The 26,900-nt window shown below is 62.7% G+C and carries 23 protein-coding genes and 3 pseudogenes; 9 read left to right on the top strand and 17 right to left on the bottom strand.

Going from position 1 to position 26,900, the window contains the following annotated elements; translation table 11 throughout:
- Positions 1–1,226: IS66 family transposase (gene tnpC / locus BMW90_RS24890; RefSeq protein WP_074840340.1), on the bottom strand; the 1,226-nt coding region annotated here is incomplete at its 3' end.
- 60 nt (positions 1,227–1,286) lie between these two features.
- Positions 1,287–1,637 (bottom strand): IS66 family insertion sequence element accessory protein TnpB, encoded by a 351-nt coding sequence (gene tnpB, locus BMW90_RS24885; RefSeq protein ID WP_074840338.1) that lies wholly within the window; start codon positions 1,635–1,637, stop codon positions 1,287–1,289.
- Positions 1,638–1,663: 26 nt separating this feature from the next.
- Between tnpB and BMW90_RS26850 the strand changes: the two are divergent.
- Together BMW90_RS26850 and BMW90_RS24880 are read left to right on the top strand one after the other, a co-directional pair.
- A pseudogene (locus BMW90_RS26850) lies at positions 1,664–1,726 on the top strand (transposase); the annotation flags it as partial.
- A gap of 2 nt (positions 1,727–1,728) precedes the next feature.
- Positions 1,729–2,052 (top strand): annotated as a pseudogene (locus tag BMW90_RS24880) (integrase core domain-containing protein); the annotation flags it as partial.
- 20 nt (positions 2,053–2,072) lie between these two features.
- On the opposite strand, the gene BMW90_RS27315 reads toward BMW90_RS24880, so the two are convergent.
- From BMW90_RS27315 to BMW90_RS24840, 8 genes are all read right to left on the bottom strand, one after another.
- The gene (locus tag BMW90_RS27315) at positions 2,073–2,285 is read right to left on the bottom strand and encodes a hypothetical protein (RefSeq protein ID WP_139211547.1); all 213 of its coding nucleotides are present in this window, start codon (positions 2,283–2,285) and stop codon (positions 2,073–2,075) included.
- 443 nt (positions 2,286–2,728) lie between these two features.
- Positions 2,729–3,466 carry an amino acid ABC transporter ATP-binding protein gene (locus tag BMW90_RS24870; protein ID WP_074840336.1) on the bottom strand — a complete coding sequence of 246 codons (738 nt, stop codon included), beginning with the start codon at positions 3,464–3,466 and terminating at the stop codon, positions 2,729–2,731.
- Between the two features lie 23 nt (positions 3,467–3,489).
- Positions 3,490–3,840 (bottom strand): RidA family protein, encoded by a 351-nt coding sequence (locus tag BMW90_RS24865; RefSeq protein ID WP_074840334.1) that lies wholly within the window; start codon positions 3,838–3,840, stop codon positions 3,490–3,492.
- Positions 3,837–5,750, bottom strand: coding sequence for a propionyl-CoA synthetase (locus tag BMW90_RS24860; RefSeq protein ID WP_074840332.1), 1,914 nt, complete (start codon positions 5,748–5,750; stop codon positions 3,837–3,839). The genes BMW90_RS24865 and BMW90_RS24860 overlap by 4 nt, the downstream gene beginning before the upstream one ends.
- Before the next feature lie 11 nt (positions 5,751–5,761).
- Positions 5,762–6,511 (bottom strand): SDR family NAD(P)-dependent oxidoreductase, encoded by a 750-nt coding sequence (locus BMW90_RS24855; protein WP_074840330.1) that lies wholly within the window; start codon positions 6,509–6,511, stop codon positions 5,762–5,764.
- Positions 6,512–6,515: 4 nt separating this feature from the next.
- Positions 6,516–8,162 (bottom strand): hydantoinase B/oxoprolinase family protein, encoded by a 1,647-nt coding sequence (locus BMW90_RS24850; RefSeq protein WP_074840329.1) that lies wholly within the window; start codon positions 8,160–8,162, stop codon positions 6,516–6,518.
- Positions 8,159–10,246, bottom strand: coding sequence for a hydantoinase/oxoprolinase family protein (locus BMW90_RS24845; RefSeq protein ID WP_074840327.1), 2,088 nt, complete (start codon positions 10,244–10,246; stop codon positions 8,159–8,161). The genes BMW90_RS24850 and BMW90_RS24845 overlap by 4 nt, the downstream gene beginning before the upstream one ends.
- Positions 10,247–10,249: 3 nt before the next feature.
- The gene (locus BMW90_RS24840; protein WP_074840325.1) at positions 10,250–11,524 is read right to left on the bottom strand and encodes an NAD(P)/FAD-dependent oxidoreductase; all 1,275 of its coding nucleotides are present in this window, start codon (positions 11,522–11,524) and stop codon (positions 10,250–10,252) included.
- A gap of 123 nt (positions 11,525–11,647) precedes the next feature.
- Between BMW90_RS24840 and BMW90_RS24835 the strand changes: the two genes are divergently transcribed.
- A complete protein-coding gene (locus tag BMW90_RS24835; RefSeq protein WP_074840323.1) occupies positions 11,648–12,052 on the top strand; it encodes a rhodanese-like domain-containing protein in 405 nt (134 codons plus the stop codon).
- Between the two features lie 100 nt (positions 12,053–12,152).
- Here the strand turns inward: BMW90_RS24835 and BMW90_RS24830 are convergent, their stop codons facing one another.
- Both BMW90_RS24830 and BMW90_RS24825 read right to left on the bottom strand, forming a co-directional pair.
- Positions 12,153–12,923 carry an IclR family transcriptional regulator gene (locus BMW90_RS24830; protein WP_074840321.1) on the bottom strand — a complete coding sequence of 257 codons (771 nt, stop codon included), beginning with the start codon at positions 12,921–12,923 and terminating at the stop codon, positions 12,153–12,155.
- A gap of 35 nt (positions 12,924–12,958) precedes the next feature.
- Positions 12,959–15,265, bottom strand: coding sequence for a molybdopterin-dependent oxidoreductase (locus tag BMW90_RS24825; RefSeq protein WP_074840320.1), 2,307 nt, complete (start codon positions 15,263–15,265; stop codon positions 12,959–12,961).
- Positions 15,266–15,367: 102 nt separating this feature from the next.
- On the opposite strand from BMW90_RS24825, the gene metC reads away from it, so the two are divergent.
- A complete protein-coding gene (metC, locus tag BMW90_RS24820; protein ID WP_074840318.1) occupies positions 15,368–16,552 on the top strand; it encodes a cystathionine beta-lyase in 1,185 nt (394 codons plus the stop codon).
- Between the two features lie 2 nt (positions 16,553–16,554).
- Entirely contained in the window at positions 16,555–17,190 is a 636-nt protein-coding gene (locus tag BMW90_RS24815; RefSeq protein WP_074840316.1) for a VOC family protein, read from the top strand.
- Positions 17,191–17,266: 76 nt separating this feature from the next.
- On the opposite strand, the gene BMW90_RS24810 is transcribed toward BMW90_RS24815, so the two are convergent.
- The 3 genes from BMW90_RS24810 to BMW90_RS24800 all read right to left on the bottom strand — a co-directional run bounded on the left by BMW90_RS24810 (position 17,267) and on the right by BMW90_RS24800 (position 20,587).
- Positions 17,267–18,346 (bottom strand): amino acid ABC transporter permease, encoded by a 1,080-nt coding sequence (locus BMW90_RS24810; protein WP_074840314.1) that lies wholly within the window; start codon positions 18,344–18,346, stop codon positions 17,267–17,269.
- Between the two features lies 1 nt (position 18,347).
- On the bottom strand, positions 18,348–19,412 hold the full coding sequence (locus BMW90_RS24805; protein WP_074840312.1) for an ABC transporter permease subunit: 1,065 nt from the start codon (positions 19,410–19,412) through the stop codon (positions 18,348–18,350).
- A gap of 143 nt (positions 19,413–19,555) precedes the next feature.
- Entirely contained in the window at positions 19,556–20,587 is a 1,032-nt protein-coding gene (locus tag BMW90_RS24800; protein ID WP_074840310.1) for a transporter substrate-binding domain-containing protein, read from the bottom strand.
- 506 nt (positions 20,588–21,093) lie between these two features.
- Here BMW90_RS24800 and BMW90_RS24790 point away from each other — a divergent pair.
- From BMW90_RS24790 to BMW90_RS24780, 3 genes are all read left to right on the top strand, one after another.
- The gene (locus BMW90_RS24790; RefSeq protein ID WP_074840306.1) at positions 21,094–22,119 is read left to right on the top strand and encodes a TAXI family TRAP transporter solute-binding subunit; all 1,026 of its coding nucleotides are present in this window, start codon (positions 21,094–21,096) and stop codon (positions 22,117–22,119) included.
- 61 nt (positions 22,120–22,180) lie between these two features.
- The gene (locus tag BMW90_RS24785) at positions 22,181–24,106 is read left to right on the top strand and encodes a TRAP transporter permease (RefSeq protein ID WP_074840304.1); all 1,926 of its coding nucleotides are present in this window, start codon (positions 22,181–22,183) and stop codon (positions 24,104–24,106) included.
- Positions 24,103–24,810, top strand: a complete 708-nt coding sequence (locus BMW90_RS24780) for a glutathione S-transferase family protein (RefSeq protein ID WP_211569035.1) — start codon at positions 24,103–24,105, stop codon at positions 24,808–24,810. Before BMW90_RS24785 ends, BMW90_RS24780 begins: the two co-directional genes overlap by 4 nt.
- 9 nt (positions 24,811–24,819) lie before the next feature.
- Here BMW90_RS24780 and BMW90_RS24775 read toward each other — a convergent pair whose 3' ends face one another.
- Entirely contained in the window at positions 24,820–25,722 is a 903-nt protein-coding gene (locus BMW90_RS24775; RefSeq protein ID WP_074840300.1) for a LysR family transcriptional regulator, read from the bottom strand.
- 295 nt (positions 25,723–26,017) lie between these two features.
- Between BMW90_RS24775 and BMW90_RS24770 the strand changes: the two are divergent.
- Positions 26,018–26,393: pseudogene (locus BMW90_RS24770) on the top strand (IS6 family transposase); the annotation flags it as partial.
- Positions 26,394–26,416: 23 nt separating this feature from the next.
- Here BMW90_RS24770 and BMW90_RS24765 read toward each other — a convergent pair.
- On the bottom strand, positions 26,417–26,900 hold a 484-nt coding region (locus BMW90_RS24765), incomplete at its 5' end, for an IS66 family transposase (RefSeq protein ID WP_139211545.1).

Raw genomic sequence — 26,900 nt, 5'->3', positions numbered from 1 at the left:
GATGTGTCATCCAGACCGTTGATCTGACGTTCGACGTCGAAGAGGGCATCGATCCGCGTCACCGCTTCGAGTGCCACGGGCGAGATGTCATGGGCGGGCTTGCCCTTCCGGACATTTCCCTTGATGTCGGCCAGTTCGAAGAACTTGCGCCGGGCATGGCTCCAGCAGAGCGCGCTCTCCACCGGGCCGGGATCACGGTCGTCGCGGTAGAGGTCGTTGTAACCGCCATAGGCATCGGCCTGGAGAACCCCTTGCCAGCCCGCGAGATGCCGGTTGGGGTGGGCCATTTCGCGATCGCGTGAGAAGTGGAACAGCGCCGCCGGCGGCGCGCCACCCGCGAACGGGCGATCGTCACGGACATAGGTCCACAGACGCGCCGTCTTGGTCCCGCCTTTCGCCAGCAGCGGCACCGTCGTGTCGTCCCCATGTAGCCGTTCGGCATTCAGGACATGTTCGCGGATCAGCGCATGAACGGGCGCGAGCGCGGCGGCACAGGCGCCGACCTGGTCGGCCAGGGTGGACAGGCTGAGTTCGACGCCTTCCCGCGTATAACGCTCGGCCTGCCGGTTCAGGGGCTGATGCTGGCCAAACTTCTCGAAGAGGATCGTCGCCAAAAGGTTCGGCCCGGCCCAGCCGCGTGGAGTGGGATGGAACGGTGCCGGAGCCTGCGAGATCTTCTCGCAGTGGCGGCAGGTGAACTTCTCGCGCACCGTCTGGACCACCTTCCACTGCCGCGGAATGACCTCCAGCGTATCGCTCGCCATTGTTCTCGAACCAATGGCGCACAATGGCTCGCCGTCCTCGCCCATCTTCACGATGCGGTCGGAGCCACAGCAAGTGCAAGTCGTCGGCGCCTCGATCACCACCCGTTCTCTCGGGAGATGCTCCGGGAAAGGCTTGCGGGCCGGGCGACGACGCGGGACCCCCGCGACGGGCGTGGTCCTTGCCACCATCTCGGCGACGAGTTCGTCCTCGGTGGCGGCGGCCTCGAGTTCCTCGAGTTGCAGCTCCATCTGATCGATCAGACGCGCGTGGCGTTCAGAGCTGCGTCCGTATTGTTCGCGCCGGAGCTTGGCGATCTCGAGCCGGAGGTGCTTGATCATCGCTTCCGAGGTCGAGACCACCGCGCGGGCCTGCGCCAATTCGCTCTCGGCGGCCTCGGCACGGGCCTCCGAGGCCGCGAGCGCGGCACGCAATCCGGCGATCTCGGAGGGGGTCTGTGACATGGCGGAGACCTATCACACCGACATCGGAAAGCCCATGCAAATAGGCCCGATCAGACCGATTTATCCCGCCTTTGCAGGACGTTGGGTCCAGCGTGGGTTGCGCCAGTCGATGCCTTCCAGAAGATAGCCGAGCTGGGCCGCGGATATCTGCACCGCTTCGCCACTTCTGCTCGCCGGCCAGATGAACTTCCCGGCCTCGAGGCGCTTTGTATAGAGCGACATGCCGACCCCGTCGTGCCAGAGCAGTTTGACCAGGTCGCCTTTGCGCCCGCGAAAGCAGAAGATCTCCCCCGCATGCGGATCGCGCCCGAGACCCTGCTGCACCGTCAGCGCCAAGGTGTTCATGCCGCGCCGCATGTCCGTCACACCGCCCGCAATCCAGACCTTCACGCCCGCCGGAAACGCGATCATGCGCGCTCCACCAGTTGGATGAGCCGGCCACGACCTGGCAGCGCTGTCGGGTCCACTTCCAGCGCAATGCGCTCGCCCATGCCGGCAAGAGATGATAGTCAGCGATAATGGGACCGAACTGACCTCAAATGCGATCCTGAAGTGGCAGGAAGACCGCAAGGTTGATTGGCATTACATCGCGCCCGGCAAACCGATGCAAAACGGGTTCGTGGAAAGCTTCAACGGTCGGATGCGGGATGAGTGCCTGAACGAGCATCTGTTCGACAGCCTGCCACATGCCCGCAATCTGGTGGCAGCATGGCGCACAGACTTCAACCACCACCGCCCGCACTCAAGCCTCGCTGGCCTGACACCAGCGGAATATGCTAACCGGTCAAAGAAGGACCAAAACCTGAACAGTGCTAACCTAAATTAGCGGACTCAAGGGGGAGCAGGTCATCCCGGTTCACCATTTTTTGTCCCGTTGACCGGCAGTGCCCTGCCAAAGGCAAGGTCACGAGAGGGGCGCGTCCCGAGCAACTGGTGCGAGGCATCGGCTAAAAAATCCCGTTCAACCACCAGCTGGCCAATTTTTGAATGCAGCTTGTCAACGTCAGCGGCACTCACGTGCTCGGGCACCGAACCTTTGCGAGTAAATGCGGTCGCCATGTTTCCTATCGCGGCGCGCTTCCAGGTGTCGATCTGAGTGGGATGGACGCTATACTTCTTGGAAAGTTCCGCCAGCGTTATCTCCTCGCGGATCGCCTCAAGTGCAACCTTGGCCTTGGTCGCTGCGCGACATCAAGGCCAACGGGCTAGTCATTGACGCGCTGGATATCATGGAAGGCGAAACCATCGGTTTCGCCGGTCTGCCCGGCTCTGGCGCGCGGGAATTGGGGCGCGTCTTGTATGGCCTGCAACCCGGAGCCAATACCCTCAAAAATCCCATGTCCATCACTCCATATCTCCCCGACCGAATCCGTCAGGGCAACGTGTTCATATGGGGCAATTCTAAGTAGAAATTTGGGAAGCGACCGGGTCACTTCTCAGCGGAAATCAAGACTCTGCACAAAGACAGTCCGCCACAAGACCGATCAACCTGGAAATGCCCATCAATGGGTCAGGACCTGGTCGAGGAAGGTCCGCGTCCGCTCACTTTTCGGCGCGGTAAAGAAGGTTTCAGGGTCGTTTTCCTCGATGATTTCGCCCGCGTCCATGAACAGCACCCGGTCCGCAACCTTGCGGGCAAAGCCCATTTCGTGAGTGACGCAAACCATCGTCATGCCCTCTTCGGCCAGCGTCACCATCACGTCGAGAACCTCGCCGATCATTTCCGGATCCAGCGCCGATGTGGGTTCATCGAACAACAGGATCTGCGGCTTCATGCAAAGCGCGCGGGCGATGGCGACGCGTTGCTGCTGGCCGCCCGACAATTGCCCGGGATACTTCTGCGCCTGGTTGCCGATCTGCACCTTGTTGAGGAACTGCATGGCGGTGGCCTCGGCCTCGGCCTGCGGCACCTTGCGCGCCAGCATCGGAGCAAGGGTGCAGTTTTCAAGGATGCTCAGGTGCGGAAACAGGTTGAAGTGCTGAAAGCACATGCCAACCTCGCGGCGCATGTCCTCGATGTTGGGCGCGTCGACGTTGATCGGCTCGCCGTTGATCAGGATCTCGCCGGACTGATGCTCTTCAAGCTGGTTGATCGTGCGGATCATCGTCGACTTGCCCGATCCTGACGGGCCGCAGACGACGATCTTTTCGCCCTTGGCCACCCTGAGATTGACATCCCGAAGCGCATGGTAGGTTCCGTACCACTTGTTGACGTTTTTCATTTCGACTGCGGCGGTCATGGAGGGTCTCCTTGTGAATCCGGTCAGGAGCCGGGCTTTTCAGCCGCGGTGACGATGATTTCGACTTTCAGCACATCGCGCGCCAGGCGCGCTTCGCCGCAGGCGCGCGCCGGGGCATGCCCCTCGGGCACCCAGGCATCCCAGACGGCGTTCATCTCGGCAAAATCGCCCATGTCGGACAGCCAGACGATGGCCTGCAGGATGTGGTCACGGTCGGACCCGGCCTCGACCAGCAACGCATCGATGCGCGCCAGGCAGTCGCGGGTCTGGTCGGCCACGGTCTCGCCCGCGCCGACCTGACCACACAGATAGACGGTGCCATTGTGCTTGACGATCTTGCTCATGCGAGGGCCGGTGTGCTGTCGTTCGATCATGTGCCTTGTCCGATCAGGTTGCGGGCTGCCAGAGCCGCGGTGATTTCATCCAGGATCGCCGGGTCGTCAATCGCGGCGGGCATCTTGTAGGTTTCGCCGTCGGCGATCTTCTGCACCGTGCCGCGCAGCACCTTGCCCGAGCGGGTCTTGGGCAGGCGCTTGACCTCAAGCGCGCATTTGAATGCGGCGACAGCGCCGATCCTTGCGCGGACCAGCTGCACCAACTCGCGCTCCAGCTCCCCCGGGTCACGATCCGCCCCGTCATTGGTCACGAAAAAGCCCAGCGGCATCTGCCCCTTGAGCGTATCGGCCTTGCCGACCACAGCGCATTCCGCAATGTCGGCATGGCTGGCGATCACCTCTTCCATCGCGCCGGTAGACAGGCGATGCCCCGCGACATTGATGATGTCATCGGTGCGGGCCATGATGAAGACATAGCCGTCTTCGTCGATGATCCCGGCGTCCGAGGTGGCGTAATAGCCCGGAAATTCCGCCATGTAGGACGAGATGAAGCGCTCTGCCGCGTTCCACAGCGTCGGAAAGCCCGAGGGCGGCAGCGGCAGCTTGCAGACGATATTACCGAGAGTTCCCGGCGCGACCTCATGGCCCGCGTCGTCGAGCACCCGGATGTCATAGCCCGGCATCGGCCTGCCCGGCGATCCCAGCTTGACCGGAAAGGCCCCCAACCCCACCGGGTTGCCCGACATCGGCCAGCCGGTTTCGGTCTGCCACCAGTGGTCGATCACCGGGCGGGCCAGCTTGTCCTGGGCCCATTCGATGGTCGCCGGGTCCGAGCGTTCGCCGGCAAGGAACAGAGTGCGAAATTGGCTCAGGTCATACTCGGCGATCAGGCTGCCGGCGGGGTCTTCCTTCTTGATCGCGCGAAAGGCCGTCGGCGCGGTGAACAGCGCGACAACCCCATGATCCTGGATCACCCGCCAGAAAGCGCCGGCATCGGGCGTGCCGACCGGCTTGCCCTCATAGACGACGGTGGCCGCGCCATGCAGAAGCGGGCCGTAGCAGATATAGGAATGCCCAACGACCCAACCCACGTCTGATGCCGCCCAGAACACCTCGCCCGGGTTGACGCCGTAGTGGTGCTCCATCGTCCATTTCAGCGCCACCATGTGCCCGCCATTGTCGCGGACGACGCCCTTGGGCTGGCCGGTGGTGCCGGAGGTATAGAGGATATAAAGCGGATCGGTCGCGGCCACGGCCACGCATTCGGTACGCTCACCCGCCACGATGGCCGCGCGCACGGCCTCGGCATAATCCACGTCGCGGCCCTGGGTCAGGTCGCAGCGCAGGGTATCGCGTTGCAGGATCACGCAGGCCTGGGGTTTGTTCGTAGCCAGCGCGATGGCCTCGTCCAGCAGAGGTTTATAGGCGATCACCCGTCCCGGCTCGATCCCGCAGGAGGCCGAGATCACCACTTTGGGCGCGGCATCGTCAATCCGCGTCGCCAGTTCCTGCGGCGCGAAGCCGCCGAAGACCACGGAATGCACCGCGCCAAGCCGGGCGCAGGCCAGCATGGCAAAGACCGCCTGCGGCACCATCGGCATATAGATCACCACCCGGTCGCCCTTGGTCACGCCCTGCGCCCGCAACACCGCAGCCAGCGCGCCCACCTGTTCCTGCAATTCAGCAAAGGTATAGCGCGCCACCTGGCCCGTCGCCGGGCTGTCGTGGATCACGGCAAGCCGGTCGCCATGCCCGGCCTCGACATGCCGGTCGACACAGTTGTAACAGGTGTTGCAGGTCGCGCCGTCGAACCAGCGGCCATAGACCCCGGCCTCGGCGTTGAAGACCGCAGTGGCCGGGCTGAACCAGTCAATCCCCCGGGCGGCTTCTTCCCAGAAGCGGACCGGATCGGCTTGCCATTCGGCATAAATTTCGACGTATCGGGACATGGTGTTCGCTTTCAGCAGGTGTAGTTCAGGCCAAGACGGCCACCGTCGACATAGATCGTCTCGCCGGTGACATAGCTGGCCTTTTTCGAGCAGAGGAAGGCCACGACATCGCCGATCTCGCGGGCGCTTCCGGCGCGGCCCAGCGGCGTGCGCGACATGGCCACCTTGAAGGCCTCGGGGTTGGCGTTGACGCCTGCCATCATCTCGGTGTCGATCGAGCCGGGGCCAACGGCATTGACACGGATGTTGTGCTTGGCCAGCGCCAGCGAGGCGACCTTGGTCAGCTGCATCACCCCACCTTTCGATGCGCAATAAGCCGGGATTGCCGGGATCGCCACCTGGGCATTGATCGACGACATGTTGACGATGGCGCCTTCGATCTTGTGCTCGACCATGACGCGCGCCGCTCGCTGGGTGGCCACGAAGACGCCGCGCAGGTTGATGGCGATCACTCGTTCCCAGCTTTCCAGGTCGTAGTCGAGGAAATCGCCGGGCATGGCGACACCGGCATTGTTGACCAGCGCGTGCAGGGGCCCGTGTTCCCTGGCGATCTGGTCGAACATCGCGCCGATCTGGGCCACGTCGCCCATATCGCAGGCAATCGCCGCGACAGCTCCCAGTTTTTCACCGGCGGCGGCGACGCCCTCGGCGTTGATGTCGGACAGGATGACGTCAAAGCCGTCGTCCTTCAGCGCCTCGGCACAGGCATATCCAATGCCTTGCGCGGCCCCGGTGATCAGTGCAAGCGGTTTCGCTGTCATCGTTTTATTCCTCGTATCCATAGTCTTGTTTCGCCTGTTCCGGCGTGATCAATCCGGCCCGCAGGTCCGCGGCCACCAGTGCGGGGTCGCGCCCCTCGGGTGCGCCGTAACCGCCACCGCCGGGCAGGCTCAAGCGCAGCCGCTGGCCGTTTTTGACAAGCTGGCGGCCCTTGCTGCGCAGCCTTGTGCCATCGGCCAATTCGACACGCCCTGCCGCCCCCTCGCCACCGCCGTCGCGGCCGCGGGCCGGGTTGTCCACCCGATCGAACATGGCGTTGAAGTAGAAATCATAGCCCTCGCGCGGCTCGATCTCGATGATCTGGCCCAGCCCGCCGCGCAGGGCCCCCGCCCCGCCCGAGCCTTCGCGCAGGTCCTTGCGCCAGACCGTAACAGGGCCGACATGTTCGGTCGCCTCAACGCTCATGGTCGACACGCCAGAAGGGAAAGCCGTCGCCGACAACCCGTCGAATGCGGGCCGCGCGCCGGTGCCGCCGGAGTTGAACATCAGAACCTCGCGGTTCGGCAACCCGCTGCCCTGATCGCCGGGCCGGGCCGAGATCTGGATGTTCCAGAGTGCGCTTGCCCCTTCTGCCGGCACGGTATTCGGCAGCGCCTGATGCAACGCGCCCAGCACCACGTCCGGCACGAGATGACCCAGAACGTGCCGCACCGAGACCGGCGCAGGGCGCTTGGCGGCAAGGATGCAGCCCTCGGGCGCGGTGATCACGAAGGGCTCCAACGAGCCGGAGTTGTTGGGCACCTGCGGGGCGATGGCGCATTTCAGACCATAGCAGGCATAGGCGCGGGTATAGACCTCGGGGCAATTGACGCCGAAACGGCTCATCCCCGAGGTGCCGTCGAAATCGGCGCGAAGGGTATCGCCCTCGATGTCCAGCCGCACCGCCATCAGCGCCGGATCATCATAGCCGTCGACCTGCATGGTGTGGCGGAAGGTGCCGTCGGGCACCTTGGCAATCGCCGCGTGCGTGGCCTTGCGGCTGGTCTCGATGATGAAATCCGACAGCCCGTCAAGATCGGCAATCCCAAACTCGCCCATCATCGCCTGAAGCCGCCGGTCGCCCGCCTCGTTACAGGCGGCCAGCGAATACATGTCGCCCACCACCTGATCAGGCTCGCGCACATTGGCGCGCACCAGCCGGATCAGATCGCGCGCCACGGTGCCACGCTCGGCGAATTTCATGATCGGGATCAACAGCCCCTCTTCGTAGACTTCGCCCGCATCAGGGCCAAAGCCGCGCCCGCCAATGTCGACCACATGCGCGGTGCAGGCGAAAAACCCGATATGCTGGCCGTCGCGGAAAGAGGGCGAGACGACAGTGATGTCATGCAGGTGTCCGGTGCCCATCCAGGGATCGTTGGTGATGAAAACGTCACCTTCGAAAATGTTCTGCGGCCCGATTTCGCGCACGAAGTGGGTGACGCTTTCGGCCATTGCGTTGACGTGCCCCGGCGTGCCGGTCACCGCCTGCGCCATCATCCGGCCCTGACGGTCGAACAGCCCGGCGGACAGGTCGCCCGCCTCACGCACCGAGGTGGAGAACGCGGTGCGGATCAGGGTTGTCGCCTGCTCCTCCACCACCGCGATCAGGCGGTTCCACATGATCTGATAATCAATTGCCGTGGGGGTCATTGCTGGTCTCCCTTGCGGATCAGGCGCAGGCTGCCGTCGCCCTGGCCGGTGCAGCGATAGGCCGAGGTGACGATGGTTGTAGTCTCATTCTCGACGATGATGGCCGGGCCATCGACCGAAGCGCCCGCCGTCATCCTGGCGCGGTCGATCTCTTGCGCCTCGACGCTGCGGCGCAGGGCGGCATCATAGAACTGACGGGTGCGCAGCGGTTTGGCGGGCGGTCCGCTGTCGTGCCGGGCCACCGGCGGCGTGTCCGGCAGCACCGAGGCCACCACCAGCGACCAGTTGGTGATCTCGATCCCCAGCCCTTCGATCACCCGTCCGAACAGGGTGCGATAGGCCGCCTCAAAGGCGGTCAGGATCGCGCTGTGATCGCTGTCGGTGAAGGTCTTGTAGGGCAGCACCACCGGGATTTCCCAGCCTTGGCCTGCGTAGCGCATGAAGGCGGTCAGGCGCGTCGTGGTCTCGGCATCGCTGACCCCGGCTTTGACAAAGGCATTGGCTTCGGCCTCAAGCTCGACCAGCGCGGCGTTGACGCTGGCGGCATCAAAAGCATCAAGCCGCTGGAACAGACCGCGTGTCGCCTCATAACTGAACGGTGCCTTGAGAAAACCGATGGCCGAGCCGACACCAGCCCCGGGCGGGATGATCAGCTCTTTGATGCCCAGCTTTTCGCAGAGGCGACAGGCATGCAATGGCGCTCCGCCGCCAAAGCCGATCATGGTGAAATGCTCGATGTCGCGGCCATTCTCGACGGTGTGAACGCGGGCGGCATTGGCCATGTTCTCGTCCACCATCTCGGTGACGCCAAAGGCGGCGTCCGATGGGCTCATGTCCAGGCTCTTGGCCAGCTTTTCGGTGATTGCGGTTTCCGTGGCTTCCACCGAAAGCGGGATCGCCCCGCCGGCGAAATTGTCAGGGTCCAGCCGACCAAGCAACAGGTTGGCGTCGGTCACTGTGGGTTCCTTGCCGCCGCGCCCGTAACAGGCTGGCCCCGGCTCGGACGCGGCAGAGCGCGGCCCGACCTGGATGCGGCCCAGCGTATCGATCGAAGCGATGGAGCCACCCCCGGCGCCAATCTCGACCATCTCGACCACCGGAGTCGACACGGTCATGCCGGAACCTTTCTTGAAGCGATAGGTGCGCGCGACCTCGAACGTGTTGGCGGTCTTCGGCGCGCCCTCCTCGATCAGGCAAATCTTGGCCGTGGTGCCGCCCATGTCAAACGACAGCACGCTGTCCAACCCGTGGCCGCGGGCAAAATCGGCGGCAAAGATCGCGCCACCGGCAGGGCCGGATTCCAACAGCCGCACCGGCTGTTCCGCCGCCACATCGACCGAAATCAGCCCGCCGCCGGAATGCAGCATGAAGACCGGCGCGGAAGCGCCCGCATCCTTCAGTCGCGCCACCAGACGACCCAGGTAATCGGCCACCTGCGGCTGGACATAGGCATTGGCGATCACCGTGTTGAAACGCGGCAGTTCGCGCATCTGCGGCGAGATCACCGAGGAGAGCGAGATCGACAGGTCCGGCGCAGCGGCGCGCAATGCCTCGGCCATCTGGCGTTCATGTGCATCGTTGGCATAGGCATGCATCAACCCGATGGCCACCGCGTCATAGCCGCCGTCCAGCACCCGCTGGACCATCGCGGCAACCTCAACCGCGTCCAGCGCCAGCAGCACCTCGCCGTTCGGCCCCATCCGTTCGGCCAGGGTAAACCGATCCTCACGCGGGACCAGCGGATTTGGCAGATTCAGGTTCAGGTCATATTGCTCGAACCGGTTTTCCGAGCGCATCTCGATCACATCGCGAAAGCCCTCGGTGGTGATGAAGGCCAGCTTTGCGCCGCGCCGCTCGATCAGGGCGTTGGTCACCAGAGTGGTGCCGTGGATCACCTGGCCAATCTCGCCCAGGGCAATGGCCGCCTTTTCGGCGGCGATGCCGATGCCATCAAGAATGGCCTGTTCCGGTTGCGTGTAATTGGTGAGCACCTTGCAGGTGGCCAGCCCGCCGGGATGGGCAAGGGCGACATCGGTAAAGGTGCCGCCGATATCGACACCGACGCGGATCATGGGGTTGGACATGGGTCAGACAGCCTTGAGAATCTGGTTGGCGGTAAAGGCGGATTGGTAAAGCCGCGACATGATCGGCGCCGAGGACACCGACCGCGGCGCGGTCATCGGCAGTGGCAGGTCGGCACGGTCCCGACCGGTCAGCAGCCCGGCCATTGTTTCGCCGAACATTGTGCCGGTGGTGATGCCGCGCCCGTTATAGCCGATCGGAGTGAAAAGGTTGGTGTCCAGCTCGTGGATCCGCGGCAGGTGGTCGGGCGTCATCGCGATCTGGCCGTGCCAGGCCTCTTCGAACTCGACCGGGCCCAATTTGGGGAACAGCCGCGCGATCTGCTTGCGGGCCCAGCGGTGCGACAATCCGCTGTCCTTGGTGCCGATCACCTTGCCCATCGAGCCGACCAGCAAGCGGTCAAAAGCGTCGCGACGGAGGTTGAACATGATCTGCGCCGTGGTCCAAATCCCCTGGCGGCCGGGCAGGATGTAATCGGCCTCAGGCCCAAGCGGCTTGGTCGCCAGCTGGAAATAGTTGATGATGGTGAACTGCCGGTCAAGGTCCGGCCAAAGCCCGTCGGTATAGGCGTTGGTGCCCAGCACCACGGCCTTGGCGGTGATCACGCCTTTGCTTGTCTCGACCTTCCACAAATCGCCGTCGCGGTGCAGCCTGGTCGCGCGCACCCCGGTGCTGATCGTGGCACCAACCCCCAGCGCGGCACGGGCAAGCCCCCGGCAATAGCCCATCGGGTTGATCGTGCCGCAGCGCCGATCCACCAGCCCGCCGTGGAAATGATCGGTGCCAATCAGATCCGAGACCTCATCGCGGCCCAGCAGGTCCACCGGCTCGCCCAGGCGCTGCCATTCCTTGTGACGTTCCTGAAGGTCGGCAAAGCCGCTGGGCCCGTGGGCGGCGTGGATCGTGCCGGTGCGCGTCACCTCGCAGCGGATCTGGTGCTTTTCGATCAGCGAGAACACGTACTCCGGGCCGCTGCCGAATTTCTTGATGAACCGGGGGCCATAGGTCTGGCCCAACTGTTCGCGCACCTTTTGCGGCGGCAGCCAGAGCGCGGCGTTCACCAGCCCGCAATTGCGCCCCGATCCGCCATAGCCGATCTGCTCTGCTTCCAACACATGCGCCGACAGGCCCATTTCGGCGCAGTGCAGCGCCGTCGACAGGCCGGTGAAGCCGCCGCCGACAATTGCCACGTCAACCCGGGCATCTTCGGCCATCGGCGCGTGATAGTCTGCCTCCTGCGCCGAAGCGTCCCAGAGCGATATAGCGTCCTGTGCGGTCATTCTCGAATCCTCCGTGCCGGATGGTCGTCAACTCTGAGGCAGAGGTTGCACGATCGCTCCACACGTGTCAATATACGAAAAGATCGTTCCGAATGCCAGCACACTTCAACACAAGGAAGTCTCATGACCAAGCTGAAAACCCCCGCCGCGCAGATGGTTGCCGACGCGCGCGCACGGATCGAAGAGATCGAAACCGCCGACCTGATCGCCATGCTGGATGATCCGAACCTGGTGGTTGTCGATATTCGCGACGTGCGCGAACGTCAGCGCAGCGGCTATATCCCGGGCAGCTTTCACGCGCCCCGCGGGATGATCGAATTCTGGGTCGATCCCGACAGCCCGTATTTCAAGGATATCTTCGGCCAGCAGGACAAGAAGTTCGTGTTCCACTGCGCCTCCGGCTGGCGTTCGGCGCTGACCACGGCGACGTTGCAGGACATGGGGTTCGAAGCCGCACACCTGAAAGAAGGCTTCTCCACCTGGGAAAAGCAGGGCGGGCCGGTGGAATACCCGGAACCGAAGTCCTGAAATCAGGTCATGGTCGTCCCGGACTTGCTCCGGGACCTCATGGTCAGGTGACGGCGAGGCCCCGGAGCAAGTCCGGGGCGCGTGTCTCATCGCTCCTGCGTCAGATATTACGCAGCTTTTCCGAGACAGAACGCGCCGCATGCACCACCAGCGCGCCATACCTGTCTTCGCCGCCTTCCGGCAGGTTGATGTCAGGCAGCGAAATGCCCAGGGCGCCCACCGCTTCCCCACCCGGCAGGATGATGGCCGCGCCGAAGCTGAGGATGCGGTCGCGGAATTCGCCGGTGTCGAAGGCATAGCCGCGCTTGCGCGTGGTCGCCAGGTCCGCCTCCAGCGCCTTGAGATCGGTCAGCGTCTTGTCGGTGTGCTGCGTCAGCGCGCCGCTCACCTGGTCGCGCAGCCGGTCGTATTCCGCCGCGAGGATGGCCTTGCCGGTGCCGACGCAATGCAGGGGCGCGGTGCCGCCGATGGCATTCCAGGACCGGATCGGTTTCTGGCTGTCGAGCTTGTCGATATAGACCACCGACAGCGCTTCACGCACAGCCAGGTAAACCGTCTCGCCGGTTTCCTGCGACAGAAACGACAGTTCCGGCGCCGCCATTTCCCGCAGGTTCAGGTTCTCGACCGAGGCCCGCCCCACCCGCCATGTCTTGAGCGTGGCGGCATAGGTCTTGTCCGGCTGGTGCTGGACATAGCCCAGCGTGGTCAACGTCTGCAAAAGGCGGAACGTGTTGGACTTGGTCAGCCCCAATTCCTTGGACAGGTCGGTGACACCCTTGCCCTGTTGCGCGGCGACAAGGTTTTCGAGGATGGCCAGCCCCTTGGACAATGTCGAATCCACATTGGGTTCTTTCGGTGCGTCGATGTTCATGTCAGGTTCGGTCCTCTTTTGCGCCTTGATACCAGTTACGCATCTGGTTCGAAAGGCGGCGGATCATGGGCCTCGACCGGCGGCGGAGGGGCGTCGAAGCGTTGCACTTCGACCAGGGTGGAATGCGCCGCCGGACCTTGGGTCAGTGACGAGGTGCGCAGATCGTGGGTCAGCACGTTGGGATTGCCATGCCGGTCGCGCGCCTGTGGTGCGGCGAAATCCGGATCCCACCAGGCGCCGGTCCAGAGGAACACACAGCCTTGCCGCACCTCATCGGTGATCCGCGCGCCCGCAAGGCACCGGCCCCGGGCGTTGAACAGCTCCACAACCGCGCCTTCCTCGATGCCGCGCGCGCGGGCATCTTCGGGGTGGATCAGCACCGGCTCGCGCCCCGCCACCTTGCGGCTCAGGCTAAAGGCCCCGTTGTCGAGCTGGCTGTGCAGCCGCGTCCTGGGCTGGCCCGAGAGCATGGCCAGCGGATACTCCGCCCCCCGCCCCTCGGCCTGGTCGCGTGGCGGAAACCATATGGCGTGGCCCTTGATGTCGGGCAGGTCGAAACCGGCGATGACCTCTGAGAACAGCTCGATCCGGCCGCTGGGTGTCGGCAGTGCATTGGCCTCGGGATCGGCGCGATATTCAGCAAGGAAGACCTGCTCGGGGCTTGGATCGGGCAGGTCAATCACGTCACCGGCAAGAAAACTGTCCCACTCCGGCAGATTGTTGCCTGTCTCGCGCGCGCGGTCCCGAGTCACCCCCCAGATCTCGCGCAGCCAATCGTCCGAAGTCTTGCCCTCGGTAAAGGCATCAGCGGTGCCAAGCCGGGCGGCAAGATCGGCATAGATGTCGTATTCCGCCCGCGCTTCGCCTTCGGGCGCCACCAGCTGCGGCATCGGCACCAGCGCGTTGTCGGACTTGCCCGCACCAAAATCCGTGCGCTCCTGCGAAGCGGCCACCGGCAGCACGATGTCGGCATGGCGGGCGGTTGCGGTCCAGTTGACCTCGTTGACGATGACCGTCTCGGGTGTCTGGAAGGCGCGGTGCAGGCGGTTCAGGTCCTGGTGGTGGTGAAACGGGTTGCCGCCCGCCCACCAGACCAGCCGCGCATCGGGAAACGTCCGCGCCTCACCCTGATAGCTGTAGCTGCCGCCGGGGGTCAGCAGCATGTCGGCGATCATCGCCACGGGAATGAAATCGCGCACCGGGTTGACGCCCTGCGCGATGGTGCCCCAGCGGAACGGCCGCTCGATATTGCCGATGTTGGCGTTCACCCCGTAGCCGACGGTATACCCCCCACCCGGCAGGCCGATCTGGCCCAGCATCGCCGCCAATGTCACCGCCATCCACAGCGGCTGTTCGCCAAAATCGGTGCGCTGGACACCGGCAGCGACGGAAATCATCGTGCGCCCGGATGCCATGCGCCGGGCGAGATCACGAATGGTCTCGGCCTCGACCCCGGTCAGACAGGCGGCCCAATCGGCATCCTTCGGCCGGCCATCGGCTTCGCCCACCAGGTAGCCGCGGATCTTGTCAAATCCCGTGGTATAGCGCGCCAGGAAGGCCGGGTCGTGCAGGTCTTCCACCAGCAAGGTATGCGCCAACCCCATCATGAGCGCGGTATCGCTGCCGGGGCGGGCGGGCAGCCACTCGGCATTCAACGCCTCGGCCGCATCGCTGCGCAGCGGGCTGATATTGACAAAGGACACGCCCGCGCTGGCACAGGCCTCCAGGTTGCCCGCCATGCGATGCCGGGCGACACCGCCATCGCTGACCTGGGTGTTGCGCAGCGCCATGCCGCCGAACATCACCACAAGGTCGGTGTGCTTTGCGATCACCGGCCAGCGCGTGGCCTGGGCCACATGGGCGCGGAACGGACCGACGATATGCGGCATCAGACCCAGCGCGGTGTTGTAGCTATAATTGCCCTCGGACCGCACGAAACCGCCAAGCGTGTTCAGGAACCGCTTGAGCTGGCTCTGCGCGTGGTGAAAGCGTCCGGCGCTGGACCAGCCATAAGAACCGGCGAAAATGCCGGTATTGCCGTGGGTCTTGCGGACGCGGGAAAGCTCGCTTGCGATCAGGTCAAGCGCCCGGTCCCAGTCGACCTCGATAAAACTGTCCTGCCCGCGCGGCACCGCGCCGGGCGTTCCGGCCAGCCAGCTTTTGCGCACCGCCGGACGGCGCACGCGCGCCCTACCATGAAGGCTGCCGGGGATATTGGCGTTGATCTCGGACGCCATTGGATCAGCGGGGTGGCCCTCGACGGCGATGACCTTGCCGTCTTTGATGGTGGCAAGCCCGACGCCCCAATGGCTGGCTGTCAGCTTTTTGTTTCGCTCGCTCATGTGCCTCGCTCACGTGCTGATATATAAAACGATTATTCCGTATATTGACACCATTGCGCCAAGATGTCATCTCTAAAATGCACAATTCACCGCGAGGCTCACATGTCCCATTCCGCCCCCCGAATTGCCGACGACCTGGTTCAGACCGGTCGCCCCGCCCGTATCGAGGGCCGTCATGTCAACATGCCGATCGAGCTTGGCTCGACAATGGCCTTCGATACCCTGGCCGCATTCGAGACCGCACGCGATGCAAGGTACACCCCCGGCACGGCCTATTACGGCCGCTACGGCAATGCCGCCACCCATGAGTTGGAAAAGGCGCTGGCGCGGCTTGAAGGGGCCGATGGCGTCACGCTGACCTCATCCGGCGTTGCCGCGATCACCCTGGCGCTGATGACATTTGTCCGCCCCGGCGCGCATCTGCTGGTGGCGGATCATGTCTATGGCAACACCCGCACCTTCTGCGACACGGTGCTGGCGCGGATGGGGGTCGAGGTTGAATATTACGATCCGATGATCGGCGCGGGCATCGCCGCCCTGCTGCGCGACACCACCTGCGCCGTGGTGTTCGAGGCACCCGGCTCTGGCACCTTTGAGGTGCCCGACATCCCGGGCGTCACCGGTGCCGCGCGGGCGGCGGGCGTGCCGACGATCCTTGACAGCACATGGGCCACACCGGTCAACTGCCGACCGCTTGGCTTGGGTGTCGACGTGGTGGTGGCCTCGCTGTCGAAATACCTCAGCGGGCATTCCGATTGCATGATGGGCATGATCGCCAGCATCAACCGGCACGCAATGGACATTCGCAAGACGGTGATGGCCGTGGGCGACAAGACCGGCGGCCAGGAGGTCTTTCTGGCGCTGCGGGGCCTGCGGACATTGAAGGTGCGGATGGACCATCTCGACCGCGCCGGGCGCGAGATCGCGGCCTGGCTGGCCGAGCAACCGCAGGTCAGGCGCGTGCTGCATCCCGCCTTTGCCTCCTGCCCCGGTCACGACAACTGGAAACGCGATTTCAGCGGGGCGTCGGGGCTGTTTGGCATGGTCTTCCACCCCTGTTCCGACGACCAGGTCCGCGCCTTTGTCGACGCGCTGCATCACTTTGCCATCGGGGTCAGCTGGGGCGGGTACGAAAGCCTTGTCCTGCCGGTCAAACCCCAGCGGACCGCCGGAACCTGGTCCGAGGACGGCCAGCTTGTCCGTTTCAACATCGGGTTGGAAGAGACCGAGACCCTGAAGGCCGATCTCGCCGCCGCCCTGCCCCTTCTCAACACCGCATCGGAGTGACCATGCACAACAAGATCGACCATTTCGCCATCGGCGCGGACACCCTGGACCAAGGCGTCGCCGCAATGGAAAGCGCGCTTGGCGTCACCGTGCCGCGCGGCGGCAAACATGACGCAATGAGCACCCATAACTGCGTGATGCAATCAGGCAACGAGAGCTTTTTCGAGTTGATCGCCATCGACACCGACGCGCCGGCCCCCGGCCGCACCCGCTGGTTCACGCTGGACGATCCGGCCACACAGGCGCGGCTGGCCGAACGGCCCCGCGCGCTGTGCTGGGTGGTGGGGACCGACGATCTGGACGCAGTGATCGCCGCCAGCCCGGTTGATCTGGGCGAGGTGGTGCTGTTCACCCGCGGCGACCGGTCCTGGCGGCTGACAGTGCCGAAGGATGGCAGCCTGGCGATGGGGGGCCTTGTGCCGGCCTTCATCGAATGGTCGCCCGGCCCGCATCCCAGCACCGGCCAGCAGGACCTGGGCGTCAAACTGGACATGGTGCAGCTGTCGCACCCGGAGCCGGAGACCCTGCGCGAGGTTCTGAAAACCTTGCAGGTGGATCACCTGGCTGAGGTTGTCGAAGGCGCGCCGGGCCTGTCGTTCGCCCTGTCGACGCCGAAGGGTGATGTCACCCTCGACTGATCCCTGCCCCGCATCACATGGAAAAGCCCGAAGTCCCGCATGGAACTTCGGGCTTTTTCTTTGTCGAACACGTGTTTCAGCGTTCCGCCAATGCCATCCGGCCTTTCAGATATTCGCCATATTGACCCAGCGAGAAGATGAAGACCCAGTAGATCGCTGCCACGCAGAGGTAGACCTCAATGTAATAGGGTGCCCAATCCGCCGTACCAAAGGCGGTCTTGCCCGAGGCGAGGATGTCGAAGAAGCCGATGATCGTCACGATCGCGGTTTCCTTGAAGGTCACCACCACCATGTTGATCGTGCTGGGCAGCGCGTGGCGAAAGACCTGCGGCAGCACGATGCGCCCGAGGATGCTCCAATAACCCAGGCCCAGTGCCTTGCCGGCCTCGAACTGGCCCCTGGGGATCGCCTGAAAACCACCACGAAAAACCTCGGCCTGGTAGCAGGCGAAGAACAGCGCAAAGCCGAAGATGACGCGCCAGATCTTGTCGCCGTCCAGCCAGCTCGGCAGGAACAGCGGCACGACGATGGCGGCGGTGAACAACGTGGTCACCAGCGGCAGGGATCGGATGGTGTCGATGATGATGACGGCGAACCATTTGACCACCGGCATCTGTGACCGGCGCATCAGGGCCAGCCCCAGCCCCATCGGCATCCCCAGAAGCACCACCGCAGCAAACAGGAACAGCGTCAGCGACAGCCCGCCCCAGCCATCGGTCGTCACCTGTTGTAGGCCCAGCAGGCTGCCTTCCATCAGCAGGTAGTAGCTGGCAAAGCCCGCGATCCAGAGCACCGCAAGCCGACGCGCCGCCCACATGGCCGGCACGCAGGACAGCACCACCGTCACCACGATGGCCAGCGCCGCCAGCGTCGAGCGCCAGTGCTGGTCGAACGGATAGGTGCCAAACAGGATCAACCGGTGCCGCGCGTCGATCACCGCCCAGCAGGCCCCGCCGTGGCCGCAATTCTCGACGTTTTCCTTGCGCCAGACCGCGCGGAACACCGCCCAGTCAAGGAAGCTCCAGGCGATCCATCCCAGCACGGCAAAGACCAGCACCGAGATCGCAACAGACACCGGTGAGCCGAAGCCGCGTTTCATGAACAGCTTGCCCAGGGCTTCGAACCGGCTGGGCGGGATGATTTCGGCGACGGCCATCTCAGTGCTCCTTCAGCTTCAGGCGCGCATTCAGCCAGTTGGTGAAAATCGCGATGGAATAGTTGATTGCCAGGAAGGTCAGCATCAGCAACAGGATCAGTTCCAGCGTCTGGCCCGACTGGCTGATCGCGTTCACGGTGATGTAGAACAGGTCGCTGAACCCGATGGCGATGCCGATGGTGGTGGCCTTCATCATGAAGATCCACTGGTTGCCGAGCGGCGGGATGATGCTGCGCAGCGCCATCGGCACCTTGATCCGCGACCAGATCGAAACCCGGCTCAGGCCCAGCGCCTGTCCCGCTTCGACAAGTCCGCGCGGCACCTGTGCCAGCCCGCCGCGCACGATTTCGGCAACATAGGCGCTGCCGTAAAGGGTGATCGAGGTGATCAGGGCGAAAAGCTCGATCGGAACGGAAATGCCACCCGAGAAGCGCAGCCCCTGCAGAACCGGGATCGACAGGATGCCTTCGCCTTCCGGCCGCAGGACCAGCGCCGCAAACAGCGCCATTGCTACGCTGCCGCCAAACCAGATCGCCAGACCGCGCCACAGCGTGGTTCTCGCAAGGATCAGCCCGATGCCCAGCCCCAGGGAGGCCAGCAAAATCGCCACCGCAACGGTCGGCGTGACGTTCAATCCGGGCAGCATCACGCCGCGCCCCGAAAGAAAGGCGACATCACCAAAGCTCACCGCCTGGCGCGGGCCGCCCAGATGGATCAGGATCGCATAGAGAAAGATCGCCTGCAGGATCAGCGGGATATTGCGGAAGATCTGCACATAAACACTGGCCGCGAAGTTCAGCGCCGGGTGGCGGGCATCGCGCAACGTGCCGATGAGAAAGCCGAAGATCGTCGTTGTGATGATGCAGATGAACCCGACAAAGAGCGTGTTCAGCAACCCGATGAACAGGGTGTAGGAATAGGGGTCGTTGATCGATCGCTCCACGAGCGAAAAGGAATAATTCCATCCCGTACCACGGTCGAGGAAGGCAAAGCCGCTGGTCATGTTCAACCGCGTCAGGTTGTATTGCGCGTTTGTCACCGCGCCCCAGACCGCCAGGGCCGTCACGATGACGAGGACCGCCTGAATTCCAAGCCTGCGGTACCTGGCTCTTGCACGAAGTTGTTCTGCCGCCGTCATGTCGCACCCTCACGCTGCGCTGGAAGAAAAGCCGCCCCACATGGGGACGGCCGCAGGATCATGCCCCGGTATCAGTCGAGGATCGGCGCATAGAGGACGCCGCCGTGGCTCCAGAGATTGTTGAGACCACGCTCCAGCTTGTACGGGCTGTCCTTGCCAAGATTGCGGTCATAGATCTCGCCGAAATTGCCCACCGCCGCGATCATCTCGCGCGCCCAGCTGTCGCGCATGCCCAGCCGTTCGCCCATGCCCGGCTCGGCCCCCAGCAGACGGGCAACGCGCGGGTTGGGCGGGGTTGCGGCCATTTCATCGACATTGGCCGAGGTGATGCCTTCCTCTTCCGCGATCAAGAGCGCCGCCAGCATCCAGTTCACCACGTCGACAAAGGCCTCGTCACCCTGACGCATCGCCGCTGCGATGGGCTCGGCGGAAAGCTGATCACCCAGGATCACATGCGCGTCGGGGTTGTCGATCTCGGTGGCCCGCAGCACCGCGAGGAACGGACCCCAGGCGGCAAAGGCATCACAGCGGTTGGCCAGATAGGCCGAGCGCAGTTCCGCCGCGCTTTCATAGGAAACCATGCTGTGTTCGATATTCTCGGTCTGGAGATAGTTGGCAACCAGACGTTCAATCGTCGTACCCGCTTCGACACAGATGGTGCCGCCGGCCAGCTCCGCGGCCTCGGTCACGCCCAGGTCGCCATGCGCCATCAGCTGCGCGCCACCGAAGAAATACGGCAGGCTGAATTGCAGACCCTGCTCGGTGTCGCGGCCCATTGTCCAGCCCGTGGCCTTGATTATCAGGTCGACATCGCCCGATTGCAGCGCCGGAAACCGTTGCGCCCAGCTGAGCGGAACGATCTGGTTCTTGTCGGGGTCGCCCAGGATGGCCGTGGTCAGCGCACGGCACAGATCGATGTCGAGGCCCTTCCACTCGTTGTTGTCATTCACTTCGACGAAGCCGAAGTAGCTGCCGTTGTGACCCGAGCACAGCAGCGTGCCGCGCTCTTCGATCTGCTTCACTGTTTCGCTTTGTGCCGCGGCCATCTGCGGCGCGGCAAGGCTTGCTGCCAGAATGGCGCCAACCGCCAGGAACTTGGTCATCGATCATCTCCCGAATGTTCTATATATTGGCACAGCCGTGCTGATATACAATATGGCCGCAGTTTACGGCTCGAGTCAACAATTTTGATCGAAGGCATGCATGCCAGTACAGGGAATGAGCGACTTGGCGTCGAATTAGGCGGAAAGGAAATCGGATGGACGAACTCGCCCGATGCGGCGCGGTTGATCTGGTCGGCCTCTGCCGGATCGGTCAGATACACGAGAGCCCGAGAACGCCCCTGTCCAGGGCAGTGGCGGTCGGCTTTATCGGGGCGATTCTGATCGTCATTATCACGGAATTGTTTTTATTCGGTATATGCATAGCACCGTTCTTGCAGCGCTGCGCAAAACTGTCGGAACGGATACCGTCGTGCCGAACGCAAAGCCATAAGGAACGCTTATGGCCTGTATAAGATCATCGATAATTGCGGGGCAGTAAGAGCTGTACCACCCTGAAGAAAGAACTGATGCGCCAGACATCGCCGTGAATCCACAGGGAAAAGATGATGAAACAAAGACTTGATGAAAAATCGAATTCCACGAACCTGGGCCGCAGACGCTTCATGGCCCAGGCCGGAAGCGCTGTAGGATTGTTGGCTGCCAGCGGCGGGAGCGCGCTTGCACAAGCCCCGCAAATTAGATGGGGGTCCGCCAACCTGGGGTCTTCAGGATATGTCATCCTGGAAGCGATGTCGCATATCTCCAACAAGTACACCGAAACCAAAAGTTCGGTTTTCGCGACGACCGGAACACTGGAAAACTTCTCCTTGATGCGGTCGGATGAGCTCGAATTCTCGCATACGACGTCATTTGACTGGATGGTGGCCACACGCGGCGACAAACCGTTTACGGCGCCGGTCCGGGCCAACCAGATGTTCGCTTACGTTCAGTGGCTGGTGCCTCCGCTCGTCAATGCGAATTCGGATATCAAGACGGTCGCAGATCTCGCCGGACGGAGCTATTCAGCGTCCAAGCCTGCCGGTGGTTCGACCCAGCTGTCCCGCATTCTGTTCCAGGAGGCTGGTATCCTGGATGACATCAAATGGGTCTATGGCAGCTTTTCCGACATCTACGACAGCTTTTCCGTGGGAAACATCGACTGCGTCTACGGGGTGTTCACCAATGGCACACCGCTTGGGTTGATAACACAGCTTGAATTGACGATGGAGCTTCGGGCCCTGGAATACCCTCAAGCAGTATTGGACGCGGCCATGAAGACGAACCCCGGCATTCAGGTCGGGCAACTGACGCCGAATGACTGGCCGACGCTTGACCGCCCGATCCGCACACCCGCGATGACTGGTATTCTCGGTGCCGATGACCGGGTCTCGGCCGAGACCGGCTATGACATCACCAAAGCAGTCCTCGAAAACGCGGAAGAACTGAAACAATACGGTTTGCCGCTCGCAGGCGTCAATCCACAGGACGCCGTGCGCAACCTGCTGCCCGCCTACCCCGTAAATGCGGGCGCGGCGCAGTATTTCAAGGAACTCGGAATTTGGCGGGAAGAGCTGACCATTGCCGCAACCTGAGCCGGTCGCGCATGTTCCACCGTTTATCCAGATGCACGACAAACCTATGGAAGACCGAGAAATGAGCGCCCAAACCAGCGATGCAATCCCGGTCGATGGAAGCGGAACCAGCGTGACACGCTTCCTTGTGTCGCTTCTCATACTGGCTTTCATCACCAGCCATTTGGCCCAGACGATGTGGCTTTGGTTGTCGCCCGAACTGTTTCGAACCCTGCACCTCGGGCTGTCCATGTTGTTTCTCGCGGTGCTGAGCGTGCAAGTGGTGCGTCCCCCCTTCGCCAGGTTGCAATCTGTCGTTCTCGGGTCCATCGCGATTTTCGTGATGGCCTATATCTTTTCCGAGCATGAGGCGCTTTTGACCGAACGCGTTTTCGGACCGTCCGGTGCCGACATACTTGTCGGGCTGGCCTTCCTGGCGGCGGTTTTTGTCACGGCGGGGAAAATCTGGGGTTGGATCATCCCGGCCCTGGGGATGATTGCACTCCTTTATGGATACTTCGGCGCAATCTTTTCCGACGATCTGTTCTTCCACAGCGGCGTAAGCTTCGAGCGCCTGATTTCCTATACCTCCATCCCATTTTTCGAGGGCATGCTGGGGTCAATGACCGGCCTGTCGGGCTCTCTCATCTTCGTTTTCATGCTGTTTGCCGGATTGTTGAAATCGGCTGGGGGCATCGAATTCGTTCTGGGCCTCGCGGCCCGTCTGAGCGGCGACACCCGAGGCGGACCAGCGAAAGTGGCGGTTCTTGGCAGTGGTATCATGGGGATGATTTCCGGGAGCACTGTCGCCAACGTGGCCTCAACCGGCACGATCACCATTCCGCTTATGAAGAAATCCGGCTTCCGCCCACATGACGCCGGTGCAATCGAGGCCGTCGCCTCGACCGGTGGACAGTTCATGCCGCCGGTGATGGGGCTGACCGCGTTCCTGATCGTGGGACTGACCGGCATACCCTATATCGATGTCATGGTGGCAGCGGTTGTTCCTGCGACCATATACTATGCAAATCTGTTGGTGGCCGTGCATTTGTCGGCCAGCTCTCCCGCGCCAGGATCCGCAGGGCTGGAGCTCGACAAAGCGGCAACTGGGATCGGCAGTGAAGTTCGGAGCTATGCCCATCTGATCCTCGGCGTGGTTCTGTTGACGGTCTTGCTGTTCAACCAGATGCCACCCGCAATGGCCGGCGTGATATCGATGCTGTTCATCGTCGTGACCGAGGCCAGCAAACAGTTGATCGTGCATCGCGCGGATCCGCTTGAAGGGCTGCGCATATTTGGCCAGCGGATGTATGATGGCGCCCTCGATGGTGTGACCAACGGTGCGCAGCTGGCAGTCATCATCGCGATCATCGGCATCATAGTCGACCTGATGACCATCACCGGGTTTGCGCAACGGCTGTCGCATATCGTTCTGAGCCTTTCGGATGTCAGTCTTTTGCTCCTGCTTTTGCTGGTTGCCCTGTCCTGTCTGATCTTCGGGTTGGGCATGCCCACCGCTGCCGCATATTCGCTTGTTGCTGTTCTTGGCGCTCCGGCACTGGTCGGGTTCGGCGTGGACTTGTTGGCCGCCCATATGTTCGTCTTTTTCTTTGCGAACATGTCCGCGATTACCCCGCCGGTTGCGCTGGCGTCACTCGTCGCGTCCAAGGTGGCCGGGGCAAGCTACATGAAGACGGCTGTCGCCTCATTGCGCCTTGGGCTACCCGGTTTCGTGCTGCCGTTTCTGTTTGTCTACTATCCCGGTGTCTTGCTCCAGGGCGACTCGATCCCGGAAATCGTGATAACGATCCTGTCGGTGCTGATGTTCTTCGTCGCGCTCAACATGCTGCTGTCACGTCATTGCAGCTGGGGCTTGCCCGAATTCTGGAGCCGGCCACTCCTTGGCCTGATCGCAATCGGATTGCTGTACCCGCACCAGGGCATCCAGCTGGCAGCGATGAGTGTTTTCGGCCTGGCTGTGCTGATCAAGATGCGGAAACCGGCATGAACGAAAACTCTGCGGTCAACTTTCGCGCGCCCATAAAACCAAGGCATGAAGAAATGAAGTTGTATTATTCGAAGCTGAGCAGCTCGATGGCCGTTCACCTGTTGCTGGAAGAAATCGGCCGACCTTATACGGCGGTCGCAATGGATCTGAAGGCAAAGGATCAGTTCCACCCCGAGTTCCTGTCGGTCAATCCAAAAGGGCGCGTGCCTGCGCTCGTGATTGAACGTGGGGCGGGCAAAACGGTCGTGTTGACGGAAGTGCCCGCCATTCTGGCCTATCTCGCACAGGTCCATGAGGATCAATCGATCGCCCCCAGCGAAGTGCTGGATTTCGCGGTTGCGCAAAGCTTCAACATGTACCTGGCCGCGACCGTTCACATTGCACATGCCCACAGGCTTCGGGGTGCGCGTTGGTCCGACAGCCCTGATTGCCAGCACAGCATGGCCGCCAAGGTTGCGGACAACATGGCCGATTGCATGGCGTTCATCGAGCAGCACTACCTCAAAGGGCCTTGGGTCCTGGGGCAGAACTATTCGATCTGTGATCCTTACCTGTTCACGGTTTCGCAATGGCTGGCCGGTGATGGCGTCGATCTGAACATGTTTCCCGCCATCCGCGCCCATACCGAGGAAATGCTGAAACGACCCGCGGTACGCCGGATCGTGCCCCTGCATGGCCAGCCGCTGGGCGAACAGGTCATGTGAGTCTGAATATCAGAAGACCTCTGAAATCTCGGAAAGAATGTCGGCAACACAGGTCGCCGCACGACTGAGAGGACGTTGCTTGGGCCAGGCCACCAAGTATTCAAGGCTGATTTGTGGATCGCAAATTTCTTTTGCGGTCATGCGCCCCAGCATCACCTTGTCACGCACGGAGGTCCACGGAATGATGGCCCCGGCCAAACCGGCTTCGACAATCCCGTGCATCGTCAACAGCGAACTGGTTTCGTACTTGACGGTGTAATGTATGGATTGTCGCCGCGCCTCTTGCTCCAGGCGTTCGCGAAAGGGATCTCCGCGTCGGAGCAAGACCAGCGCGTATTTCGCCGCCTCGCGCAGGGAAATCTGTTCGAAGGTATCGACCGACCGCTGCAGTGCCCCGGCGCCGGCTTGCACAAGACAATAGTTCTGGATGACAAACGTCCGGGCATTGACGTTCTGGATGCTGTCGTCGCTCGGCACAATCCCCATATCGAAATCACCATTGGCCAGAGCGCTCAGCGCGGTTCGGCTTGCGGCCTGGCGTATTTTCAAGGTGACATCAGGATGGCGCGTATAAAGAACCTCGACAAGTTTCGGCACGATCCGATCCGCGATTGCATGCGTCAAGACAATCTCGACGTCCCCTGAAACCACTTGGGTCAAGCCGGACAGTTCCCGACGTGCCAATTCGACCTTGTCCAGAATGGAATAGGCATGTTCGATCAACGCCAAGCCTGCCGTCGTCGGCATGACCCCGCGCGTGGCCCGGTGGAAAAGCTCAACTGAGAGTTCGGCCTCTATCGCCTGGATCTGCTGAGAGAGCGCGGGTTGGGCGACGCCTAGAACCCGAGCGGCCTGAGAAAAACTACCGTTTTCCGAAACCGCAATCATGTACCGAAGCTGTTGGAGTTTCAACGACCTGTCCTGTTCTGCCCACCAAGGCTAGCCGAAGGTGCCGCCCTCGCAAAGGGCTGATGTGTTCCAAGAGGTCATTCGCCCGATCTTCGGGGGATGCCGATGTCAAGGACCCGGAAAATGCGCACTTCGTCGTCTAAGCGAGCACTTCCCGCCTGAAAAGCTGGCCCGGCAACCAAAGGAGCTATGCCGGGAAATGGGTGACCGTGTTTGGAAAGGCGGCGCATCGTGGCAGGTGATCAAGCGGCTTTGTCAGGTTATTGACGCGCCCCGGTTGCGTGCATAGCCCTCTGTTATGATCAGCAGAGTTTCACAGCCTCGCCTGAAGGGCTTGCGCTTCCCCCGTTCCGTCATCTCTCTTACGCCGTCTGGGCCTATCACCGCTTTGCGCTAAGCCTGCGCAATGTCGAGGATCTGCTGGCCGAGCGAGGTCTGATCGTCTCCTACGAAAGCATCCGCGTTTGGTGCCAACGGTTCGGAGCGCAGGTCGCCGCGAGTATCCGTCGCGACCGCCCGGCCCCGACCGAAAATGGCACCTCGACGAGGTCGTGATCTCAATCCGAGGCCAGAAGCACTGGCTTTGGCGGGCGGTCGACACGAACGGCGACGTGCTGGAGATCCTGGTTCAAAGTCGCAGGAATGCCCATGCTGCCAAGCGATTTCTTCGTAAGCGCTGTCGCCACCCCACGCCTGTTCAGCTTGACGGGATGAAGTTCCAAGGTAGCAGCTCGTCGATCCTGCTGGCCGGGTGACCGGCGGCGATGGCTTCAAGGGTCGCCTTCAAATAGGCAAAGGGCTCGACGCCGTTGATCTTCGCGGTGGCGATCAGGGAGGCGATGCGGGCCCAGGTGCGGCCGCCCTCGTCGTGGCCGGCGAAGAGTGCGTTCTTTCTTGTCAGGGCGATCGGGCGGATCAGGTTTTCGACGGCGTTGGAGTCCATCTCGACGCGGCCGTCGTGGAGGAAGGTCTGCAGGCCGCCCCACTGGCGGTGGATGTAGGTCAGCTTCTCGCCGAGGCGCGACTTGGCCGAGATACGCAGACGCTGTGCCTGCAGCCAATCGCCGAACTCGGCCACGAGGGGCGCGCTGCGGGCCTGACGGGCCGACAGACGTTGGCCCGGGCCCAAGCCCCGGATCTCGGCCTCGATGCGGTAGAGCTCAGCGATCCGGCGCAGGCCC

Source organism: Marinovum algicola (assembly GCF_900109145.1).
In the GTDB taxonomy this organism is placed as follows: domain Bacteria; phylum Pseudomonadota; class Alphaproteobacteria; order Rhodobacterales; family Rhodobacteraceae; genus Marinovum; species Marinovum algicola.
This window is presented reverse-complemented; position numbering and strand designations above follow the sequence as displayed.

Excerpts from the sequence above, each read along its gene's own strand:
- tnpB (WP_074840338.1), bottom strand. The coding sequence starts at position 1,637 with ATGATCGCGTTTCCGGCGGGCGTGAAGGTCTGGATTGCGGGCGGTGTG.
- BMW90_RS27315 (WP_139211547.1), bottom strand. The coding sequence starts at position 2,285 with ATGGCGACCGCATTTACTCGCAAAGGTTCGGTGCCCGAGCACGTGAGT.
- BMW90_RS24870 (WP_074840336.1), bottom strand. The coding sequence starts at position 3,466 with ATGACCGCCGCAGTCGAAATGAAAAACGTCAACAAGTGGTACGGAACC.
- BMW90_RS24865 (WP_074840334.1), bottom strand. The coding sequence starts at position 3,840 with ATGATCGAACGACAGCACACCGGCCCTCGCATGAGCAAGATCGTCAAG.
- BMW90_RS24860 (WP_074840332.1), bottom strand. The coding sequence starts at position 5,750 with ATGTCCCGATACGTCGAAATTTATGCCGAATGGCAAGCCGATCCGGTC.
- BMW90_RS24855 (WP_074840330.1), bottom strand. The coding sequence starts at position 6,511 with ATGACAGCGAAACCGCTTGCACTGATCACCGGGGCCGCGCAAGGCATT.
- BMW90_RS24850 (WP_074840329.1), bottom strand. The coding sequence starts at position 8,162 with ATGACCCCCACGGCAATTGATTATCAGATCATGTGGAACCGCCTGATC.
- BMW90_RS24845 (WP_074840327.1), bottom strand. The coding sequence starts at position 10,246 with ATGTCCAACCCCATGATCCGCGTCGGTGTCGATATCGGCGGCACCTTT.
- BMW90_RS24840 (WP_074840325.1), bottom strand. The coding sequence starts at position 11,524 with ATGACCGCACAGGACGCTATATCGCTCTGGGACGCTTCGGCGCAGGAG.
- BMW90_RS24835 (WP_074840323.1), top strand. The coding sequence starts at position 11,648 with ATGACCAAGCTGAAAACCCCCGCCGCGCAGATGGTTGCCGACGCGCGC.
- BMW90_RS24830 (WP_074840321.1), bottom strand. The coding sequence starts at position 12,923 with ATGAACATCGACGCACCGAAAGAACCCAATGTGGATTCGACATTGTCC.
- BMW90_RS24825 (WP_074840320.1), bottom strand. The coding sequence starts at position 15,265 with ATGAGCGAGCGAAACAAAAAGCTGACAGCCAGCCATTGGGGCGTCGGG.
- metC (WP_074840318.1), top strand. The coding sequence starts at position 15,368 with ATGTCCCATTCCGCCCCCCGAATTGCCGACGACCTGGTTCAGACCGGT.
- BMW90_RS24815 (WP_074840316.1), top strand. The coding sequence starts at position 16,555 with ATGCACAACAAGATCGACCATTTCGCCATCGGCGCGGACACCCTGGAC.
- BMW90_RS24810 (WP_074840314.1), bottom strand. The coding sequence starts at position 18,346 with ATGGCCGTCGCCGAAATCATCCCGCCCAGCCGGTTCGAAGCCCTGGGC.
- BMW90_RS24800 (WP_074840310.1), bottom strand. The coding sequence starts at position 20,587 with ATGACCAAGTTCCTGGCGGTTGGCGCCATTCTGGCAGCAAGCCTTGCC.
- BMW90_RS24790 (WP_074840306.1), top strand. The coding sequence starts at position 21,094 with ATGAAACAAAGACTTGATGAAAAATCGAATTCCACGAACCTGGGCCGC.
- BMW90_RS24785 (WP_074840304.1), top strand. The coding sequence starts at position 22,181 with ATGAGCGCCCAAACCAGCGATGCAATCCCGGTCGATGGAAGCGGAACC.
- BMW90_RS24780 (WP_211569035.1), top strand. The coding sequence starts at position 24,103 with ATGAACGAAAACTCTGCGGTCAACTTTCGCGCGCCCATAAAACCAAGG.